Annotated in this window: 13 protein-coding genes; 11 read left to right on the top strand and 2 right to left on the bottom strand. The window is 57.6% G+C overall.

Annotated features, from left to right (window positions below):
* Positions 1–8: 8 nt before the first annotated feature.
* Positions 9–1,859, top strand: a complete 1,851-nt coding sequence (locus tag C3938_RS16470) for a purple acid phosphatase family protein (protein ID WP_105104300.1) — start codon at positions 9–11, stop codon at positions 1,857–1,859.
* An 81-nt stretch (positions 1,860–1,940) separates the two neighbouring features.
* Here C3938_RS16470 and putA read toward each other — a convergent pair whose 3' ends face one another.
* Entirely contained in the window at positions 1,941–5,114 is a 3,174-nt protein-coding gene (putA, locus tag C3938_RS16465) for a bifunctional proline dehydrogenase/L-glutamate gamma-semialdehyde dehydrogenase PutA (protein WP_105104299.1), read from the bottom strand.
* Positions 5,115–5,263: 149 nt separating this feature from the next.
* Between putA and C3938_RS16460 the strand changes: the two genes are divergently transcribed.
* From C3938_RS16460 to C3938_RS16435, 6 genes are all read left to right on the top strand, one after another.
* Positions 5,264–5,767, top strand: coding sequence for an Lrp/AsnC ligand binding domain-containing protein (locus C3938_RS16460; protein ID WP_105104298.1), 504 nt, complete (start codon positions 5,264–5,266; stop codon positions 5,765–5,767).
* A 156-nt stretch (positions 5,768–5,923) separates the two neighbouring features.
* The gene (locus C3938_RS16455) at positions 5,924–6,853 is read left to right on the top strand and encodes a DMT family transporter (protein ID WP_105104582.1); all 930 of its coding nucleotides are present in this window, start codon (positions 5,924–5,926) and stop codon (positions 6,851–6,853) included.
* A gap of 102 nt (positions 6,854–6,955) precedes the next feature.
* Positions 6,956–8,113: an acyl-CoA dehydrogenase family protein gene (locus C3938_RS16450; RefSeq protein ID WP_105104297.1), complete on the top strand. Its 1,158-nt coding sequence runs from the start codon at positions 6,956–6,958 to the stop codon at positions 8,111–8,113.
* A 168-nt stretch (positions 8,114–8,281) separates the two neighbouring features.
* The gene (locus C3938_RS16445) at positions 8,282–8,782 is read left to right on the top strand and encodes a transporter (RefSeq protein WP_105104296.1); all 501 of its coding nucleotides are present in this window, start codon (positions 8,282–8,284) and stop codon (positions 8,780–8,782) included.
* A 239-nt stretch (positions 8,783–9,021) separates the two neighbouring features.
* On the top strand, positions 9,022–10,311 hold the full coding sequence (locus tag C3938_RS16440; RefSeq protein ID WP_199775636.1) for a DUF1254 domain-containing protein: 1,290 nt from the start codon (positions 9,022–9,024) through the stop codon (positions 10,309–10,311).
* 19 nt (positions 10,312–10,330) lie between these two features.
* Positions 10,331–11,380, top strand: a complete 1,050-nt coding sequence (locus C3938_RS16435; RefSeq protein ID WP_199775635.1) for a DUF1254 domain-containing protein — start codon at positions 10,331–10,333, stop codon at positions 11,378–11,380.
* A 70-nt stretch (positions 11,381–11,450) separates the two neighbouring features.
* Here the strand turns inward: C3938_RS16435 and greB are convergent, their stop codons facing one another.
* Positions 11,451–11,978, bottom strand: a complete 528-nt coding sequence (gene greB / locus C3938_RS16430; RefSeq protein ID WP_105104294.1) for a transcription elongation factor GreB — start codon at positions 11,976–11,978, stop codon at positions 11,451–11,453.
* A gap of 219 nt (positions 11,979–12,197) precedes the next feature.
* Here greB and C3938_RS16425 point away from each other — a divergent pair, with 219 nt between their 5' ends.
* The 4 genes from C3938_RS16425 to C3938_RS16410 all read left to right on the top strand — a co-directional run bounded on the left by C3938_RS16425 (position 12,198) and on the right by C3938_RS16410 (position 16,590).
* Positions 12,198–12,875, top strand: coding sequence for a response regulator transcription factor (locus C3938_RS16425; protein WP_105104293.1), 678 nt, complete (start codon positions 12,198–12,200; stop codon positions 12,873–12,875).
* On the top strand, positions 12,872–14,137 hold the full coding sequence (locus C3938_RS16420; protein WP_105104292.1) for a sensor histidine kinase: 1,266 nt from the start codon (positions 12,872–12,874) through the stop codon (positions 14,135–14,137). Before C3938_RS16425 ends, C3938_RS16420 begins: the two co-directional genes overlap by 4 nt.
* Positions 14,138–14,269: 132 nt before the next feature.
* Positions 14,270–15,871, top strand: coding sequence for a phosphoethanolamine transferase (locus tag C3938_RS16415; RefSeq protein ID WP_158681744.1), 1,602 nt, complete (start codon positions 14,270–14,272; stop codon positions 15,869–15,871).
* Positions 15,868–16,590, top strand: a complete 723-nt coding sequence (locus tag C3938_RS16410) for a phosphatase PAP2 family protein (RefSeq protein ID WP_105104290.1) — start codon at positions 15,868–15,870, stop codon at positions 16,588–16,590. The genes C3938_RS16415 and C3938_RS16410 overlap by 4 nt, the downstream gene beginning before the upstream one ends.
* Positions 16,591–16,651 lie beyond the last annotated feature (61 nt).

Genomic DNA, 16,651 nt, shown 5'->3' with positions numbered 1-16,651 from the left:
GGGGTTCCATGCGGTTATTTTTCAATCTGGCCTTTTCCTTGATCCTGCTCTGTTTGAGCAGTATCGCGGCGGCCGGTGATTCCGGCTCTGTTCATAGAGATCTCGAAAACAGGGTTTCCGAGATCATCGACAGGATGTCCCAGGAGCTGTCTCCCGCGCAGCGAATCTCGCTGACTGCGGAATCCGCGGCTGAGTTTCTCTCCGCGGATGAGCGGGCGTATCTTGCGAGCAGTTTTGTGCGTTTTCGGGTAGACCGCGCAGCGATCATTTTTGTCGCCTTCGAGGCCTCCCATGGCGAAACACCATTCTGGCTTGTGGACCTCGGATTTTCGCGGAGAGCTGAACTTGACTTCGTCGTGGACCAAGAAGATCCCTACCACGTCTGGTCGAAGCCCGTGGACGCGGGGCAGGTGAATCTGGGCGTACCCAGTCTGTCCGGTGAATTGAAGCCCTATCTGGTCTTCGCCGGTGCCGTAGATGGAGAAGCGCCGGTGGCGATGACGCCTCTGGTCGAGGGGGTAGACGTGCAGATCGCGAAGGTCGGGGGTCTGCCATTTGTCGATGACAATGACTATTTCAACACCTTGCCCGAGGCGCTGGTGGGGCTGCCGTTCTTGCGCACGTATGAAAGTTGGGAGCTGGTGTCGCGTTTCGTCGGCTATTTCCGTGAAACCCGTTATCCGTCTTCTCCACGACCCGATCATCTGCAGTTGACCTGGCAGGGTGATCCCGCGACGTCCGCCACCGTACAGTGGCGTACCGATGCCAGTGTGAGCAACGGCCAGTTATGGGTGGCTCCGAAGGACCGCCTTCTGGCGCGCGGTGGCAGTGCAGTGCAGCGCAAAAGTGCCAGCTACACAGAATTGCACAGCCGCCAGGTGGTGAACGACCCGGTGGTGCGTTTGCACCGCGTTGTGCTCGAAGACCTGAAACCGGCGACGGACTACCTCTACGCTGTCAGTACCGATAACGGCAGGAGCTGGACCACACCGCGGGAATTCCGCACGGCAGCCCGCGCGCCGGTGGAGCCATTTTCCTTCGTCTATCTGGGGGACCCCCAGAATGGTCTGGACCGGTGGGGTCAGCTGATCCGGCAGGCGGATTTCGAATTCCCGGATGCGCGCTTTTACATGATCGCCGGCGACCTGATCGACCACGGTCAGGAGCAGGACAACTGGGACCAGTTTTTCCACGAGGGCAGTTCCGTATTCGACCGTTCCATGGTGGTGCCGGCGCTCGGCAATCACGACAGCCACGGCGGGCACCCGACGCTGTATCTCAAACAGTTCGCGCTGCCGGATAACGGCAGTGACAAGCTGGACGCCGGTCGCACCTATCACGTGACGTATCAGGATCTGCTGGTGGTGGTGATGGATTCCAACTACCACCTGGTGGAGCCGGCGTTGCAGGCGGAGTGGTTGGATCGTGTATTGGGTCAGAGCGATGCGCGCTGGAAGGTGGTGATCTATCACCATCCGTTCTACGCCTCCCGCGAAGGCCGCGACAACAAACCGATCCGCGATGCGTGGGGGCCGATTTTCGACAAGCATCACGTGGATATCGCGTTTCAGGGGCATGACCACGCCTATATGCGCACAGTGCCCATGCGCGGCAATGAGCCGGTGGCAGCGGGTGAGCAGGGGACGGTCTATCTGGTTGCGGTGTCCGGGACCAAACTGTACGAGCAGGAACTGCCAGCGTTCGCCGCGTTCGGTGCGGTGAATACGCGCACGTATCAGGTGATTGATGTGGACCCGGCTTCGGGTGCGTTGAAGTACCGCGCCATTGACGACAAGGGCAATGTGATCGACCAGTTTTCCCTTAACAAACCTGTGATCGGCATACAGGCGGGGCGGTAGTACGTTGAGTCTTCTGTTGAAAAACTATTTGCCGAGAAACAAAAAAGCCCGGGATATCCCGGGCTTTTTCTTTTGCGGCAATTACTGCCCCAGGGTAAACAGCTGTGTGTTGCCACCGGTGGCCACGGTGTTGACCGTCTTGGTTTTCTCGTTGGCGAAACGGAACAGATAGTGTGGACCGCCTGCCTTGGGGCCAGTGCCGGAAAGGCCCATGCCGCCGAACGGGTTTACACCCACTACGGCGCCTACCATGTCGCGGTTGATATAGCAGTTGCCCGCATCGATACGCTTGAAGATGGCCCCGGCGCGACCTTCGATGCGAGAGTGCAAACCAAAGGTGAGGCCGTATCCGGTCGCGTTGATGCGGCGGATTACGTCTTCCAGTTCTTCCGCCTTGAAGCGCACCACGTGCAGGAAGGGACCGAACACCTCGCGCTTCAGCAGATTGATATCGGTAATCTCCACCACCTGCGGGCCAAAGAAGGTGCCGCGCTGCGGGCGTTTGCTCTCGTCGAACGCAAACAGCGTTTTCGCTTCCGCGCTCATACGTTCACGGTGCTTTTCCAGCAGGCCGAGGGCCTTCTCGTCGATCACCGGGCCGATATCGGTTTCCAGTTGCGACGGGTCGCCCAGCACCAGCTCTTCACAGGCGCCTTTCAGCATGTTCAGCAGGTTGTCCGCGATCACGTCCTGTACACACAGGATACGCAGCGCGGAACAGCGCTGGCCGGCGCTCAGGAACGCAGAGTTGATCACGTCGTCCACTACCTGCTCGGGCAGGGCGGTGGAGTCCACGATCATTACGTTCTGCCCGCCAGTTTCGGCGATCAGCGGTACGATGGGGCCGTCTTTTGCCGCCAGCTGCATATTGATGTGCTTGGCGGTTTCTGTGGAGCCGGTAAAGGCCACGCCGGCAACCCGCGGGTGATCCAGCAGCGGTTTGCCAATGGCAGCGCCGGTGCCGGTGATCAGATGCAGTACCTTCTGCGGAACGCCTGCCTCGTGCATCAGCTGGACCGCGCGCGCCGCGATCAGTGGGGTCTGCTCCGCGGGCTTGGCGAGTACCGCGTTGCCCGCGGCGAGCGCGGCAACCACCTGACCGGTGAAAATGGCCAGCGGGAAGTTCCAGGGGCTGATGCACACGAACACGCCGCGTCCGCACAGGCTGAGCTCGTTGCTCTCGCCAGTCGGTCCCGGGAGCAGTGTGGGCTTGCTGAAATGCTGGCGTGCACCATTGGCGTAGTAGCGGCAGAAGTCCACAGCCTCGCGCACTTCGCTGATCCCGTCGTTCAGGGTGCGGCCGGCCTCGCGGCAGATCATCGCCACCAGTTCATTCATATGCTGCTCGTACAGGTCCGCTACCTGATCAAGGATTTTTGCGCGGGCTTCACCGCCTAGGCGGTTCCAGGCGCGCTGATGTTCGGCGGCGGAGGTAAACGCCTTGTCGATCAGCGCGGCGTCGGTGTTGGCCGTGTGGCCCACCACCTCGCCGGTGGCCGGGTTGACTACCGCCAGATCCGCCTTGCCGGCAATACCATCCACGATCGGACCGCCAGTCCAGGTTTTGCCTGCGGACGCTTCCACCATCTGCTTGAGCGGGGCGAAGGCGATTGGATCGGTGAGCTCGAAACCGTGGGAATTTTTCCGCGGCAGCGCCTCATGGCCGATGTAGATATCCGCAGGCACCGGGATTTCCGGGTGGCGGTAGGGGTTGCAGGCCTCGCTCAGTTTCAGGGTGTCCTGCACTAGTACGTTGACCGGTGTCTTCTCGTCCATAAAGCGGTTGACGAAGGAACTGTTGGCTCCGTTCTCCAGCAGACGGCGCACCAGGTAGGGCAGCAGATCGCGGTGGGCGCCGACGGGAGCGTACACACGCACCGGTGCGCGTTTGCCATGAACGGCTTCAATCTGATCGTAGAGCAGGTGACCCATACCGTGCAGACGCTGGAATTCATAGTCGGTGCGGTTGCCGGCCATTTCCAGAATCAGGCCCACGGTGTAGGCGTTGTGGGTGGCGAACTGCGGGTAAATCGCGTCGTTCGCGTCCAGCAGCTTGCGCGCACAGACCTGATAGGAGAGGTCGGTGTGGCATTTGCGGGTGTAAACCGGGTAGTCGGAGAGGCCCATCTGCTGGGCGTGCTTGATCTCGCTGTCCCAGTAGGCGCCTTTCACCAGGCGCACCATCAGCTTGCGCCCGGTGTCGCGGCCGAGCGCGATAAGCCAGTCCGCCACGTGCGGGGCGCGTTTCTGGTACGCCTGCAGTACGAAGCCGAGGCCTTGCCAGTCGCGCAGTTCCGGCGCGCGCGCCAGGGCCTCGAAGATATCCAGGGAGATATCGAGACGCTCCGCTTCTTCGGCGTCGATGTTGAGGCCCATCTGGTATTTGGCGGCGGCGGCGCACAGCTCGATCACTTTCGGCAGCAGCTCGCTCATCACGCGCTCGCGCTGCAGCTCGCTGTAGCGCGGGTGCAGGGCGGAGAGCTTGATGGAAATGCCGTTCGCCTCCACCACGTTGCGCTGGTCTTCGCTCTTCTTGAGGTTGTCGGCGCCGATGGCTTCGATGGCCATCATGTAGGAGTCGAAGTAGCGCTGGGCATCCGCCATGGTGCGGGCGCCTTCGCCGAGCATGTCGAAGGAGAAGCGGGTGCCGGGTTTATTTTCCGCAGGGCCGCGCTTCAGGGCTTCCTTGATGGTGCGGCCGAGGACATACTGCCCGCCCATGATCTTCATGGCCTGCATCATGGAGGTGCGCACCATGGGCTCACCCATACGGCTCACCAGTCGCTTCATCAGGCTGGACGGCTTTTCGGTAATGTCCGGGTCCAGCTCGACGATACTGCCGGTCAGCATCAGGCCCCAGGTGGACGCATTCACGAACAGGGAGTCTGACTGGCCGCGGTGACTCGACCAATCGCCGGAGTGCACCTTTTCCGCGATCAGCTTGTCAGCGGTGTCGGCATCCGGTACCCGCAGCAGGGACTCCGCCAGGCACATCAGGGCCACGCCCTCCTTATTGGAGAGGCCGAACTGCTGCAGGAAGGCGTCCAGGGTGCCGCGCTTGCTGCGCTGCTCGCGGGACTTAACCACCAGCTGGCTGGCGGTGGCGAGGATCTTCTCGCGCAGGGCCTCGCCCGGGCGCGGGGCGGCCAGCAGTTCGCTGACGCACTGGTTTTCGTCGGCATGCAGGTATTGGCGGGCCTTCTGGCGCGCGTTCTTCAACTCTACGGTCAATGGGCCGGCGAAGTTAGTTGGCATAGATTTTCCCTCGAAACTCCCTGATGCAAATGGGTGCAGGATAAAAAACCGGATTATGTGGGAATAGTCCCAGAATTAATCGCCATTTTAGAAAAGAGTGTGGTTAAATATAGGGCGTATTTGCTTGATCACCAGTAGGGTATTTTGTCATGTCTCGTAAATTGGAAGATCTGGACCGTATCGACCGTCAGATCCTGCGGATTCTGCAGCGCGCAGGCCGCCTTCCCAATGTGGAGCTGGCCCGTCGCGTCAATCTCAGTCCCACACCCTGCCTTGAGCGGGTGAAGCGGCTCGAGCGCGAGGGCTTCATCAAAGACTATGTGGCACTGCTCGATCCGCTGAAAGTACACGCGGGCCTGGTGGTGTACATACAGGTCTCTCTTACCGATACCGCGACCGAATCGCTGGAAGCGTTCAACAAGCATGTGTCCGGCCTCGAAGAGGTGCAGGAATGCCACATGGTGGCCGGTGGTTTCGACTACCTGGTAAAAATCCGCATCAAGGATATGCTCGGTTACCGTCAATTCCTTGGTGAAAAGCTGGCTTCCGTACCCGGCGTGCGCGAAACCCATACCTATGTGGTGATGGAAGAAGTGAAAACCGACACCTCGGTGGCGGTTCCCGACCCGGAGCCCAAAAGCGGCAAGCGCTGATGGCAGTGTCTGGGAAGGAATAGACTCTCAGGAAAAACGTCCGTAAGAGATGGCAGGCGCCTGGCGCCTGCCATCGTTGTTTATAGCCGAAAAGCGTGTTAATCAAACAACAACCCAAGCCGTATGACTCAGCGGTTCCGTCTGTCGGTGTCGAAAATGACCGAGCAATCAGCCTCAGTAATACAGGGTAATCGCCGGGCGACGGTGCTGGCGCTGGCCGCCGTGCTCTGCTGGTCCACCGTGGCCAGCGCCTTCAAGTTGTCACTGCAATACCTCTCCCCGCTGCAGCTGGTGACTATTGCCTCCGTGGTTTCCTCCCTGTTTATGTTTGGCGTGATCTGCTGGCAGCGCCGTTTGCCGGAATTGCGTACCAGCTGGCGGGCAAACTACATATGGTACCTGGCCCTTGGTTTCTGCAATCCGTTCCTCTACTACCTGGTGCTGTTCAATGCCTACGCGCTTCTGCCCGCGCAGCAGGCGCAGCCGCTGAATTACACCTGGGGTGTGGTGTTGGCACTGTTGTCCGTTCCGTTACTGAAACAGAAGTTGCGTCGACAAGATCTATTGGCGGGGCTCGTGTGCTATACCGGCGTGCTGGTGATTGCGACGAAAGGTGAACTTTTTTCTTTGCAGTTTGACCAGCCGCTGGGTGTTGCACTGGCGCTGTTCAGTACCGTGATCTGGTCCTGCTACTGGCTGTTGAATACCCGTATCGGTGGCAATGCCGCGGTAAACCTGTTACTTACTTTCTGCTGCGGTCTGCCGTGGCTGTTTGCGGCGGTGCTATGGCAGGGTGTCGGGCAGGGCGGTTGGCAGTGGCCACCGATCGAGGGCTGGATGGGCGCACTGTACGTGGGTATGTTTGAAATGGGTATCGCCTTTTTGCTGTGGCAGGGCGCACTGCTCAGTTGTGACAACACCGCGCGCATCAGCAATCTTATTTATTTATCACCACCGCTGTCGCTACTGCTGATTGCACTGCTGGTGGGGGAAAACATTCATGTGGCCACGGTGGCCGGGCTTGGGCTTATTCTGCTGGGCGTGGCGATCCAGCAGGGTGCGCTGAAGCGCTTTCTTTTTCGATAAACACCATGTCGGCAACCAGCCGTACGAAGAGCGTTTTACTTAAACAACAATAAGCAGCCTTTGCCACAATGTATCGAAGGCGAGAATGAGCGAGAAAACACCATGAATTTTGCACTGACCGATGAACAGCAGATGATCCAGGAGGCCGCGCGCCAGTTTGCCGACAGCGAACTGAAGCCGATCGCCGCCGAGCTGGACAAGACCGGCAACCGCGCGTTGTTTCTGCAAAAGCTCAAAGAGCTGGCGGAACTCGGGTTTATGGGAATCAACATCGACCCCGAATACGGCGGTACCGGTGCCGGTACCATTGCCTTCAGTCTTGCGATCACCGAAATTGCCCGCGGCTGTGCGTCCACCGCCACCACAACATCGGTTACCAATATGGTGGCGGAAGTGATCCAGGCGATGGGGACCGACGAGCAGAAAAATTATTTCCTGCCGAAAATTTGTAGCGGTGAATATGCCGCGGGTTCTTTCTGCCTTACCGAACCCAGCTCCGGTTCCGACGCCGCCGCCATGCGCACCCGTGCGGTCAAGGATGGCGACGACTACGTGCTGAACGGCAGCAAGCTGTTTATCAGCAGCGCTGAATTTGCCGGTGTGTTTGTGGTGTGGGCGGTTACCGATGCGTCGGCGCCGAAAGGTAAAGGCATTTCCTGTTTCCTGGTGGAGGCCGGTACGCCGGGGCTGGTGATCGGCAAAGCTGAAGAAAAAATGGGGCAGAAGGCCTCGGTCACCAACGAAGTGGCGTTCGAGGATTGCCGTATTCCCGCGCGCAATATGCTGGGGGACGAAAACCGCGGTTTCCGCATCGCCGCCGGCGAGCTGGCGGGCGGTCGTATCGGTATCGGTTCCCTGGCACTGGGTATCGGTCTCGAAGCACTGGATTGTGCCCGCGCTTATCTGCAGGAGCGCGAACAGTTTGGCAAGCCGCTGGCCCAGTTCCAGGGGTTGCAATGGCAGCTCGCGGATAAGTACACCGAAATGGAAGCGGCGCGTCTGCTGCTGCTACAGGCCGCTTGGCAAAAAGACGCAGGCCAACACTTCGGTCCCGCAGCCTCCATGGCAAAACTCTACGCCTCCGAGAAAGCCAACGAGGCCTGTTATGTCGCGCTACAGATGCATGGTGGTGTGGGTTATACCAAAGAGTTTCCACTGGAGCGCATGGCGCGGGATGTGCGCATCACCACTATTTACGAAGGTACTAGCGAAATACAGCGTCTGATTATCGCGCGTCACCTGTTGGACGGCGTGAGATAACTCATTTCAATCCCGGGAGGCGAGACAGGCCCTTCCGCGTGACGCGAAACCACCCTGCCGAAAAGCGTTGTGGTTTCGCTTGCTTCCTATGTCGATCATTCCTGACGGGCGCACCCTTGGACTAGACTGATTTCCATCAACTAGTTGTGCTTAGTTCAGATTCCCGAAATGACGCGTTCCCTCACCTTTGTTGTTTCCGTATTTTGGTTTTTCCTGCTGATTCCACTCGGAGCCCTCGCGACCGAGGGCGCGCTCGGGCGTGCAATTACCGGTGCGCAGGTGGTGTCGTTCGCCGGCATGGTACCGCCGGAGCCGGGGCTCAATATGCAGCTTGCTTACCTTGGCTACCGTGGAGAAATTAGCGGCGATATTGATGTCCCAATCGCGGGTCTTACCGCTCTCGATCTCGAGGCCACTTTTGACCTGATGTCGTTGTCCGGTATGTATGTGTGGGATACCGGGGCGGGAAAATGGAATTTCGCGTCTCTTGTTACTGTGCCCGTGGTGCACGTTACCGCGCATGCGAACCTTCAACTGGAGCCCATCGGTCTGGAGAACGATGATCGCAAGGGCGGTCTATTTGATGCCTTTTTTGCGCCAGTAATCGCCGGTCGGCATTTTGACGAAACGAGACACTTGTCACTCGCACTCTATATTTATGCGCCGTAAAGAAGATGCCCGCAGTCAAGTGGTATACGAAGTGGTGGTGCCGCCGGGCTGAGAGGAGGGCAGGTAAGCAGAGCTAAGGTTCTGTGAATGCCTGTCCAAGTTTAATTGGAGGTATACGTATGTATCGTTCCAGTACCCTAATTTTTCTTGTTATCGCCCTCTTTGCACTTACCGCTTACGCGTCCAAGCCTATCCATACACCAGAGCAGCTTGAACAACTAAGACTCCGAAACCGTGCAGTGGAAGCGGTGAACTGGGGTATGCCGGCGGTGAACTTCGAACGCATGCGTCAGGCTTTCGAACAGATTGGTGGTGAGCCCAACCAAGTGGCCTACTGGTCGCGTCCCTTTGGCTGGAAGAACCAGACGCTGACGCCCAATCCCGATACCATTTACTTCATGCCCTTCTACGACACGCGTGAGGGACCGGTGGTGCTGGAAATACCGCCCGCCGACGGCGGCGTGATCGTAGGCTCGGTGGACGACGCCTGGCAGACGGCGATTGCTGACGTGGGGCCTGCGGGGCTGGACAAGGGCAGGGGTGGCAAGTACCTGATACTGCCGCCTGGTTACGAGGACAAGGTGCCTGCAGGCTATCTGCCTCTACCGTCTTCCACCTATGCGGGTTTCGCGATACTGCGTTCAGACATCGGCAGTGGCAGTGAGGCGGATATCGCCAAAGCGGTGCAATACGCCAAGCGCATTAAGCTCTATCCGTTGGCGCAGGCCGCGAATCCGCCGCCGACAAAATTCGTCGATGCGCTAGACCAGATGTTCGACGCCACCATTCCCTATGATCTGCGCTTCTACCAGTCGCTGAACGATTTCGTGCAGCGCGAGCCTTGGCTCGAGCGGGACAGGGCGATGATCGATATGTTGAAGACCATCGGTATCGAGAAGGGCAAGCCGTTCCAGTCCGACGAAAAGACACAAGCGGATCTCGAAGACGCCGCGCGTGAGGCGCACGCGTGGATGGACAGCATCTACGAAGAATTTTTCCCGCCGTTCGACAAGGATGCGCGCTGGGCACTGCCCGCTTCACCGGAAGTGGTGGAGGGCATGTCCACGAATTTTGCGAAGCCGGACAGCTATCCCATAGACGGGCGCGGCCGCACCTACAGCTACGCCTATTTCAGCACCAAGCAGCTGGGCGCCGGCCAATACTACCTGATGACGATCAAGGACAATGCCGGTAACGATCTTGATGGCGGCTCGACTTATCGTCTGCGCGTGCCCGCCGATGCGCCGGTGAGGCAGTACTGGTCCGCTACTGTCTACGACCGCACCAGCCACGCGCTGATCCGTGACACACCGCGATCCAGCCGGGGTTCAAATTCACAGGGGCTACACAAGAATACGGACGGTTCGGTGGATATCTGGTTCGGGCCGCGAGCGCCCGAGGGCAGAGAATCCAACTGGGTGCCCACCAAGGCCGGCGGCCAGTTCGAAGTGATGTTCCGCCTTTACGGCCCGGAGCAGAGCTTCTTTGAAAAACGCTGGGTGCTGCCAGACCTGGAGAAAATACCCTGACGAAGGATAGAGGTAACTTGTGATCGGAATTCTGAAAAAATTGAAACTGCTGACCGCCGCGTTGCTGCTTTTCGTTCCACTGCTGGTCGCCGTACCGCCAGCCATTGCACAGCCGTCATTACCGGTGACTGCGGACAACTTTCCCCGCGCCGAGACGGACCTGTACTTCGGTAACGTGGTCAAGACCGCCGGCGGAATCGGCAAATTTTTCCATTACCGCGAACCCACCCCGCTGGACCACCAGGATGTGATCCGCATGAACCGCGACACCCTGTATTCGGGCGCGGTCTTTGATCTGGACGCCGGCCCGGTGACCATCACCCTGCCGGATGCGGGCAAGCGCTTTCTGTCCATGCAGGTGATCGACGAGGATCAGTACACCCACGATGTCATCTACAAGCCTGGACGCTACACCTTTTCCAAAGACAAGATTGGTACCCGCTATTTGCTGATGGCGGTGCGCATACTCGCAAACCCGGAGGACCAGCGAGATATGCAGCAGGTGCGCGCGCTGCAGGACGCAATCAAAATGGAGCAGCCGGGTGGACCCGGAAAATTTGCCGTGCCTAATTGGGACAGGGAGAGCCAGGATAAGGTGCGCACGGCGCTGCTCGCATTGGCCTCGACCCTGCCTGACACCAAGGGTATGTTCGGTAAAAAGGGCCAGGTGGACCCTGTGCGCCACCTGATCGGTTCCGCTTCTGCGTGGGGCGGCAATCCGGAGAAGGAAGCCCTGTACCTGAACGTCACCCCGGCGCGCAACGATGGTAAGACAACGTACAAACTCCACGTGGGCAAGGTGCCGGTCGACGGCTTTTGGTCCATTAGCCTGTACAATGCCGAAGGTTATTTTGAGAAAAACCGGTACGACGCCTACACACTCAACAATGTTACCGCCCAGAAGAGCGCTGACGGCTCGGTGAGTGTACAGTTCGGCAGTTGTGATGGCCGTGTTCCCAACTGTCTGCCAATCATGCCCGGCTGGAATTACCTGGTGCGCCTCTACCGTCCGCGCGCGGAAATTCTAAGTGGTGAATGGCAATTCCCCGAAGCGCAAGCTGTGGATTGACGGCCGCGAAAACCTCGATGAGGGGCGGTTAATCCTTCGGGATAGCGCAGTCTGTCAGCCGTGATGTTCGCTAAACTGGCTTTTGCTCCTCATCGGAAATTTCTGCGTATTCAATCTCGCTGATGTAATAGGTCACCCACTTTTCCATCTGTTGGATTTCCACCTCATCGTCGAGACGCTTGCCGAGCAGGGCGCGGGCGACGGGGGAGTCCATGGAAATCAGGCCTTCCTTCACATTGAACTCGTCCGGGCCGACGATACGGTATTTCACTATTCGGCCGTCCTCGTCTTCCAGTGTCACCCAGGCACCAAAGAAGATTTTTTCCCGGTCGTCGGGGATGCGGTCAACCACGGTGACTTCTTCAAGGCGCTTGGTGAGAAAGCGTACCCGGCTGTCGATTTCCCTCAGCCTTTTCTTGCCATAGATGTAGTCGGCGTTCTCGCTGCGATCACCAAGTTTGGCGGCATCACTCACTGCCTGCGTAACCCGCGGGCGTTCCACTTCCCACAGTTGCTTTACTTCCGCGCGCATACGGCGCGCGCCTTCCGGCGTGATATAGCGCGAACCCCGTGGGCGAGGTGGCCTCCAACGTCCCATGCATTAACTTCCTTCGTGCCGATAGTTGCGGAAACGCATCATATATGGAAACGAATTTTCCAGAAACAGGGGCATCTTCTGTATGTCCCGGTGTTTCGCTACCTCACGCGGACCCCGAATTCACTCTTTGGGAGGCCAAAGATTTGTCAAATTACCTTGCTAGTCATGTGGGGAGCACCGTAAATTTCACTTTCAAACAGCAGAAGGCGGAGTGTGCTCATGCGGATACTGGTGGTGGAGGACAACGTCGATATCCTCGCCAATGTGCTGGATTATCTGGAATTGCAGGGTTTCAGTGTCGACTGTGCGCAAGACGGCCTCAGTGGGCTGCATCTCGCTGCGACCCATTATTACGACCTGATTGTGCTCGACATCATGCTTCCAGGTGTCGACGGCTACCAGTTTTGCCAGCGATTGCGTGAGGATGCACGCAGAGACACGCCGATCCTCATGTTGACCGCCCGCGATGGGCTGGAGGACCGCCTGAGAGGTCTGCGCTCCGGTGCTGACGACTATCTGATCAAGCCGTTTTCACTGGCTGAACTGGTTGCCAGAATCGAAGCCATTACACGGCGCAGCAGGGGTATGGGGATGGCAGAGCTGCGTGTGGCGGACTTGGTATTTGATCCATCTACACATCAGGCGAGTAGGGCCGGGCAACCCCTGAAGCTGAACCCCATGGGCGTTAAACTGCTGGTATTGCTTATGCGCAGGAGTCCGGCGGTTGTCAAACGTGAGGTAATGGAAATGGAAATCTGGGGTGAGGATATACCGGACCGCGACAGTTTGCGGAGTCATATCCATCAGTTGAGGCAGGTCGTCGACAAGCCCTTCGACAAGCCATTGATCCATACGGTGCACGGTATCGGGTACCGCCTTGCGGAGACTGTGTCTTGAGTACTCGGCAGCCGCTCAAGCAGCGGATCGTTCTGGCATTTGTTCTGATGACGCTGTTGACCAGTGGTGCCTTTTCATTCGGGATTGTGGAGATTGTGCACCACGTAGAAGAGCGCCTCGTTTCCAAAGACATGCAGTCGGATCTCGAGCTGGCAATGGACGCGCTGGGGACCGGGCAGCCGGTTCAGTTGGACAAGAGCGAGAAGCTATACACTACCGCGGCAGATCAGTTCTATCCTCTATCTGATTTTCTCGCGCTGAAACCGGGGTTTTCAGAGGTCGTATCCGACGCGCAGGCGTATTACGCCTTTAAATTGATACGCGACGAAGAGATGTACATCCTGATACAGGATCAGCGGGAATTTGAAGCGCGTGAGCAGCTGATCTATCAGGCGGTATTGGCCTGTTTCCTTGTCAGCCTGTTGATCGCTTGGGGAGTGGGTTCGCTGCTGGCGAATCGCGTATTACAGCCAGTGGCGCAACTCGCCAGTGATGTTCGCTCCGGTGCACGCTTCAAGGGGCTGGAACTATTGGCAAAAAACTACGCGGACGATGAAGTGGGGCGGTTGGCGGAGGTGTTTGATAAAACCTTCGAACAACTGCGGCGGTCTCTCGAACGGGAAAAGCTCTTTACCAGCGACGTCAGCCATGAGCTGCGCACTCCTCTGATGGTGATCGGCACCTCGTGCGAATTGCTGTCCCAATCAACCGGGCTCTCTGAGAAGCAGATGCAGCAGGTGGAGCGCATCCATCGCGCCAGCGCGGAAATGCTGGAGCTGGTGGAGACGTTCCTGCTTCTTGCCCGGGAGAGGGGGGCGATGGCCGCGGGTACAAGACAGGCTTCCCTGAGTGAGGTGGCGAAGGAGCAGGACAAGATCTGGCGTGCGCAATTCGCCGCGCGTGGAATCGACTATCGCTGTACTCTCGAGGGAGAGGACCACAACCGATACCAGGCCACGTTTCTCCGAACCGTCATGTCCAATCTGTTGCGCAATGCCCTCCACTACACGGAGCAGGGCAGAGTGGAGCTGCAACTGTTCAATGGTGGGTTCCGGGTGGAGGATACCGGGCCCGGCATCGCGCCAGAACAGCAATCCCGTCTGTTTGAACCATTTCAACGCGGCGCCCATGCCAGGGGAGAGGGCCTTGGTCTCGGCCTTTCGCTGGTTAAGCGCATCTGTGAGTACCAGGGGTGGAGTGTCAGCGTGCGTCAGCTTCAGCCTCAGGGGTGTGTCTTCTGCGTGAAGTTGGCAGCTGACTAGTGGTCCCACCCTTGGAATCCACCCGTTCTGTTTTTTGCGGCGTTGACAGAATTTTGACATCTCTTTGACGCGCTCTTGACCCTCTCAGACCTAGTCTGCCGGTGAGTCTACTTGCCAAAGGCCAGGTTTGAGATGCCCGCGCTGAAACTACGTGAATACCCCGCAGTTCAACTTGTTGTTGCCGTGTCGGTCTGGATCACACTTACCGGCAATTATTCGTTCTTTTCCCATTTGTACGATGCATATCCTTTCTCCTGGAAATATTCCGGATTTGTCATATCCCTGACGCTTTTGCTGGTAGCGCTGAGCAGTATTCTGATGACGATCCTGGCTGTAGGACGGGTGTTCAAACCTGTACTTGCCACGGCGCTGATAATTGCTTCGGCATCGGCGTACTTCATGGACACATACAATGTCATTATCAGTCGCGAGGTGATCCAGAGCGCGTTGCAGACGGATACGTCTGAGTCCCTGGGATTGCTCAATTCCCGACTTTTTCTTTATCTGATATTTTTGGGTGTTCTTCCCGCTTTGTTTGTCTGGATGTTACCGATCCGTCGCCAGGAGCTGTATCAAAGCCTGATATCCAAGGCAAAGCTGATTGCGTTCTCCGCACTCACTATCATTTTGATGCTGTTAATGTTCAGTAGCAGTTACGCTTCATTTTTCCGGGAGCATAAAGCCATCCGTTTTTATACCAACCCGGAGACACCACTGTACACCGCCATTTCCTATGCTGTGGATAAAATTGATGATGGCCGCGGAATTCCCTACCGGGAGATCGGGGGGGACGCCAGGCAGGTTGCCAGAAATGGCAAGAGGCGCCTGATGGTCCTGGTTGTGGGTGAAACTGCGCGCTGGGATCACTTCTCATTGAACGGGTATGGGAGACGTACGAACCCGATGCTGGCCGAGCAGGGGGTGCTCAGCTTCGAGCATGTGTCTTCATGCGGCACAGCGACGGCGATTTCCGTGCCCTGCATGTTCTCCATTCTGGATCGGGATCACTATAGCGAGAAAGTGGCAAAGGCCACCGATAATGTGCTGGACATCATTCAGCGTGCGGGGGTTACTGTGGCATGGCTGGACAATAACTCGGATTCGAAAGGCGTTGCGCTGAGAGTTCCTTATATCAACTATCGCGATCCGGAGATTAATCCGTCTTGCGATGTTGAGTGTCGGGATATCGGAATGATCGATGGTATCCGGAATCTGGTTGCCAATACACCGTCTGGTGATCTTCTGGTGGTCTTGCATCAGATGGGCAGCCACGGCCCTGAATACTCCAGACGGTATCCGGAGTCCTTTGCGAAGTTCACACCGAGTTGTTCAAGCAACCTGCTGGAGGAGTGCACCCGGGAGGAAATTGACAATGCCTACGACAATTCCATTCTGTATACGGACTATTTTCTGGGGCAGGTAATCGAGTACCTGCGTTCAGAATCGTCAACGTTTTCGCCAGCACTGCTGTATATCAGTGATCATGGAGAATCCCTTGGGGAGAACGGGATTTTTCTGCATGGGTTTCCCTATGCGTTGGCTCCCGAGTCTCAGAAACATGTACCGATGATTTTCTGGGCGGGGCCGGAGTTTTTGCGGGCGCGGGGCATATTGAGGGAACCGGGTTTCACGCAGCGAGAGTACAGTCAGGACAACCTGTTTCATACACTGCTCGGGCTTTTGGAGGTGAAGACCAGTGTATATCAAGCGGGTATGGATATCTTTTCTTCATGAATTATCGCAACCTGTTCGTCCAGCTGGCTGCGGGTGTATCCCTGCTGGGGTTAACGATTTTACTGTGCGAACTGACCAGCATCGATTTGTGGATACAGGACAGGTTCTATCTGTCTGAAGCCGCGCGCTGGGTCATTGATAAGCACGATACGTTTCTGCGACTGCTCTTCTATACCGGCCCCAAACGTGTGCTTTCAGTCCTGGTCGTGCTGTCCCTGGTAGCTGTGATGTCGTCCGGGAAAATCCCCTTGGCTCATAAGCATAAAGCAGGAATATGGATCGTTCTGATTTCCACGGTACTGACGGTGGCGCTGGTTGGATTCCTGAAGGGGATCACGCATGTCCCGTGCCCGAGTCAGCTGACCCTCTATGGGGGGAGCTATCCCTATAGCACCTTTTGGATGCCCACCCTGTCTTCCGGGCAGGCGGCACACGCACGCTGCTTTCCTGCGGGGCATGCAAGCGGAGGGTTTGCGTTGCTGTCCCTGGCCTTTCTGTTTCAACGCCGCGCTTACCGCTGGATCGGCTTTGGGGTGGGTATGGGTCTTGGGTGGGCCCTTGGCGTATACAAAATGGCCATTGGCGACCACTTTTTGAGCCACACCCTGGTGACCATGTGCCTGTCATGGATCATATCGGTCGTGGTCGCCATGACTGTTTATCGCGTGTCCCGAGGTCGCTCTCCTGGAGCGGTTGCGCAAATCTCCCGCTCACCCTGAGTGAGCCCGACTTTCCGTTGACAATTTTTTGACAGTTGAACTGTTAGGTTTCTGGCCTGAA

The organism is Microbulbifer pacificus (genome assembly GCF_002959965.1).
Classification (GTDB): Bacteria; Pseudomonadota; Gammaproteobacteria; order Pseudomonadales; family Cellvibrionaceae; genus Microbulbifer; species Microbulbifer pacificus_A.
This window is presented reverse-complemented; position numbering and strand designations above follow the sequence as displayed.

Excerpts from the sequence above, each read along its gene's own strand:
- C3938_RS16470 (WP_105104300.1), top strand. The coding sequence starts at position 9 with ATGCGGTTATTTTTCAATCTGGCCTTTTCCTTGATCCTGCTCTGTTTG.
- putA (WP_105104299.1), bottom strand. The coding sequence starts at position 5,114 with ATGCCAACTAACTTCGCCGGCCCATTGACCGTAGAGTTGAAGAACGCG.
- C3938_RS16460 (WP_105104298.1), top strand. The coding sequence starts at position 5,264 with ATGTCTCGTAAATTGGAAGATCTGGACCGTATCGACCGTCAGATCCTG.
- C3938_RS16455 (WP_105104582.1), top strand. The coding sequence starts at position 5,924 with ATGACCGAGCAATCAGCCTCAGTAATACAGGGTAATCGCCGGGCGACG.
- C3938_RS16450 (WP_105104297.1), top strand. The coding sequence starts at position 6,956 with ATGAATTTTGCACTGACCGATGAACAGCAGATGATCCAGGAGGCCGCG.
- C3938_RS16445 (WP_105104296.1), top strand. The coding sequence starts at position 8,282 with ATGACGCGTTCCCTCACCTTTGTTGTTTCCGTATTTTGGTTTTTCCTG.
- greB (WP_105104294.1), bottom strand. The coding sequence starts at position 11,978 with ATGGGACGTTGGAGGCCACCTCGCCCACGGGGTTCGCGCTATATCACG.
- C3938_RS16425 (WP_105104293.1), top strand. The coding sequence starts at position 12,198 with ATGCGGATACTGGTGGTGGAGGACAACGTCGATATCCTCGCCAATGTG.
- C3938_RS16415 (WP_158681744.1), top strand. The coding sequence starts at position 14,270 with ATGCCCGCGCTGAAACTACGTGAATACCCCGCAGTTCAACTTGTTGTT.
- C3938_RS16410 (WP_105104290.1), top strand. The coding sequence starts at position 15,868 with ATGAATTATCGCAACCTGTTCGTCCAGCTGGCTGCGGGTGTATCCCTG.